Raw genomic sequence first — 2,811 nt, forward strand, 5'->3', positions numbered from 1 at the left:
CGATACGGATTTTTCAACCGTGGTTTCGTCTGTCTTCTCGGCACCTTCACGGATGGCGAGAACTTGTTGCTCAACGTTGTCTAACAGTATTTCTACTTCCTCCTGATCCTCGTAGGCGCGAGTGATGGCCTCCGTGCAGTTGCTGATGACGCAACGAAGGATATACTTGTCCTTCACTATATCGAGGTGGTGCGCGAAGTGGGCGTGAGTGGGTGCATAGGTGTAGATCTCAGTGATCGCAGCCGGACCACCGACGGAGGCGAGAAGGTTCCGATCCATCAAAGTCTGTGTTAGAGAAACCAGTTCGATGGGGGCATTCTGCTCGAAAAACTCTAACAATATTGTAAAAAGCGAGCCATGCGCAGGGTGGTAGAAATGCTGATCGGTTAGTTTGTTTTCGATCGCGGCCGCAACATACTCCTGAGGATCTTGAAACATGGAAGAGAGGATGCTCTTTTCCGGTCCAATCGCGTGAGGAAGTGCGCGTTCCGCCGAGCTGTGATCAGCATCTGGGGTTTTTTGCAGTTCAGGTCCTCCTTTTTTGAAGTTCTTGTTGGGTTTGGTATCGGTAGCCATGGACAAGTGGTTTTGTAGGCCATTCCACCGACAGGGTCAATGAGGGTAAACAGTGAAATGCTGTGAATAACTTTATTCCCAGCCCCTGTTTCTTATGAAAAAGCACGCCCGACAGGATTGACTTCGCCCGCTCAGTCTGTGCTGGAGTGCAAATTTCCTCCTCCGGAAATCTGGGAATATAAAAGCGTGATGCACGCACGATGTGTGCGCTCGAACCAGGGTTCTCATCCTGTCGGGCTTTGTGTAGATTTTTTTAAAGCACGCCCGACAGGATTCGAACCTGTGACCTACTGATTAGAAGTCAGTTGCTCTATCCAGCTGAGCTACGGGCGCTTTATTCTTTTTAAGGTGATTAGTGTGTCCAACGACCGAGGCGGGTGGTACTGAAATTATCGCCATATCCTTTGGGCTTTAATTTCCGTTCCTTTGGCTCTTCAACGCTGTACATAACACCTTGACGTTGTGCATATGCGATCGCTTCTTCTTTACTATCGAACCACATACGAAGTTGTCCGCGCGTATCACGAGAAGATGTCCAGCCCATAAGCGGTTCGATCTCGCGTGCTGCGTCAGGTTCATATTCAACAAGCCAGCGTTTGGTGTTTGCACGACCAGACTGCATTGCATTTTTCGGCGGCTGATAAATACGAACTTGCATGTTTACCTCTAGTATCAGGTCTTCAGAAAACCAGCGATATAATTTTGCCAACGATATAATTTTGGTGGTCGGGGAGAGAGGATTCGAACCTCCGACCCTCTGGTCCCAAACCAGATGCGCTACCAGGCTGCGCTACTCCCCGTTTCCACGAACATCGTATAAGACAGAGTAACACGCAAGGCAACAATCTTTTTTTAAATCATTGTAATTTTCGCCTTAAAAGAGACAATGCGCTGAATAACTTAAGAAAGTCTTTAACCCTAACGGCTAAAAAAGTGGCGAAACAAAGTCACTTAACAAGCATCGAAGGTTCAAAAATTCCCCTTAAGATCGTGTAGAGATAACAAGGTTTAATAAGCAGTTATGACAGAAAACGCCCTCGGATCTGATCTCTGGATCATGGCACAGGTCAGACAATCCAATCAAAATGGAATCCCGGCCATGATTATCCACAAGGGTGATCCCGATCGCGGGAGTTTGTTGCTGAAGATCAATCTTCTGGGACCAGGCTGTCAGGTATTAAGCCAGACACGGGATATAGACGGTAATCTGGCATGGTTAGCAGCCAACAAAGGCGAGCTTATGGATGACTACGCGGCCCATGAATATGTCGAACGGGCCGTTAACCGCGACCCTGATCTTTGGGTTGTCGAGTTCGAAGACAGAAACGGCGTAAACCCCTTTGGCGGAGAAATTCTCTAACGCCTTTTCAAACACCAGAGATTTACGCCATCTTGATTAGACCAATAATGATCTGGTCAATATTTGCACGATGGAAGAACTGACTTCTAATCAGTAGGTCGCAGTTACAGCCCCTATCGTTCTCTGGTCGCCGTAAAGTTGAGCTTGGGGTTATCTTCCTGAATTCGGCCCATGTCCCAGTGGTTACGAGCCATGTAAACTGGGCATCCATCTCTATCGTCTGCCAACGAGCCTTTGTTGCGATCAAGGAAGTGTTTCATCGCGGCGGCATCATCCGATGTTACCCAACGGGCGGTGACAAATGGTGCGGCCTCGAAACCAACATTAATGCCGTATTCCTGCTCTATTCGAGCCAAAAGGACTTCCAACTGTAGTTGCCCGACAACACCAACAATATAGCTGGCGCCAATGATCGGACGGAAGACCTGTGTGACCCCCTCTTCCGCCAAACTCTCCAAAGCCTTGGAAAGATGTTTGGCTTTGAGCGGATCGTCAAGACGAACCCGTTGCAGGATTTCAGGGGCAAAGCTTGGAATACCAGAGAAGCGGATGTTTTCACCCTCTGTCAAACTGTCACCAACCCGAAGCGTTCCGTGGTTGGGTATGCCGATAATATCCCCCGGCCACGCCTCTTCTGCCAACTCTCTATTCTGGGCAAAGAACATGATCGGGTTATGGATGCTCATGGATTTACCCGTGCCCATCTGATGCAGCTTCATACCGCGCTTAAACCTGCCGGAACAGATACGCATAAAGGCAATACGGTCACGGTGTTTCGGGTCCATGTTTGCCTGAACCTTAAAGACAAAGCCAGTAACCTTGCTGTCGGAAGGTTCAACTTCTTTGGGCTCTGCGGGCTGCGTCGTTGGTGCAGG

General features: G+C 48.9%; 4 protein-coding genes and 2 tRNA genes. 1 reads left to right on the top strand and 5 read right to left on the bottom strand.

What is annotated here, in order from left to right; genetic code table 11:
- The 4 genes from Q0241_RS12685 to Q0241_RS12700 form a co-directional block, all read right to left on the bottom strand.
- Positions 1-576 (bottom strand): DnaB-like helicase N-terminal domain-containing protein (locus tag Q0241_RS12685; protein ID WP_299377942.1); only part of this gene is annotated, 576 nt, incomplete at its 3' end.
- Between the two features lie 259 nt (positions 577-835).
- Positions 836-909 (bottom strand) — tRNA-Arg (locus Q0241_RS12690).
- A 19-nt stretch (positions 910-928) separates the two neighbouring features.
- On the bottom strand, positions 929-1,234 hold the full coding sequence (locus Q0241_RS12695; RefSeq protein ID WP_085902768.1) for an ETC complex I subunit: 306 nt from the start codon (positions 1,232-1,234) through the stop codon (positions 929-931).
- A 65-nt stretch (positions 1,235-1,299) separates the two neighbouring features.
- A tRNA-Pro gene (locus tag Q0241_RS12700) sits at positions 1,300-1,376 on the bottom strand.
- Between the two features lie 221 nt (positions 1,377-1,597).
- Between Q0241_RS12700 and Q0241_RS12705 the strand changes: the two genes are divergently transcribed.
- A complete protein-coding gene (locus Q0241_RS12705; protein ID WP_299377946.1) occupies positions 1,598-1,936 on the top strand; it encodes a DUF1491 family protein in 339 nt (112 codons plus the stop codon).
- A 113-nt stretch (positions 1,937-2,049) separates the two neighbouring features.
- On the opposite strand, the gene Q0241_RS12710 is transcribed toward Q0241_RS12705, so the two are convergent.
- Positions 2,050-2,811 (bottom strand): EF-Tu/IF-2/RF-3 family GTPase (locus tag Q0241_RS12710; RefSeq protein ID WP_299377949.1); only part of this gene is annotated, 762 nt, incomplete at its 5' end.

It is taken from the genome of uncultured Kiloniella sp. (assembly GCF_937128705.1).
Classification (GTDB): Bacteria; Pseudomonadota; Alphaproteobacteria; order Kiloniellales; family Kiloniellaceae; genus Kiloniella.

What these genes read in the sequence shown, in the direction of transcription:
- Q0241_RS12705 (WP_299377946.1), top strand. Translation starts at nt 1,598, where the DNA reads ATGACAGAAAACGCCCTCGGATCTGATCTCTGGATCATGGCACAGGTC.
- Q0241_RS12695 (WP_085902768.1), bottom strand. Translation starts at nt 1,234, where the DNA reads ATGCAAGTTCGTATTTATCAGCCGCCGAAAAATGCAATGCAGTCTGGT.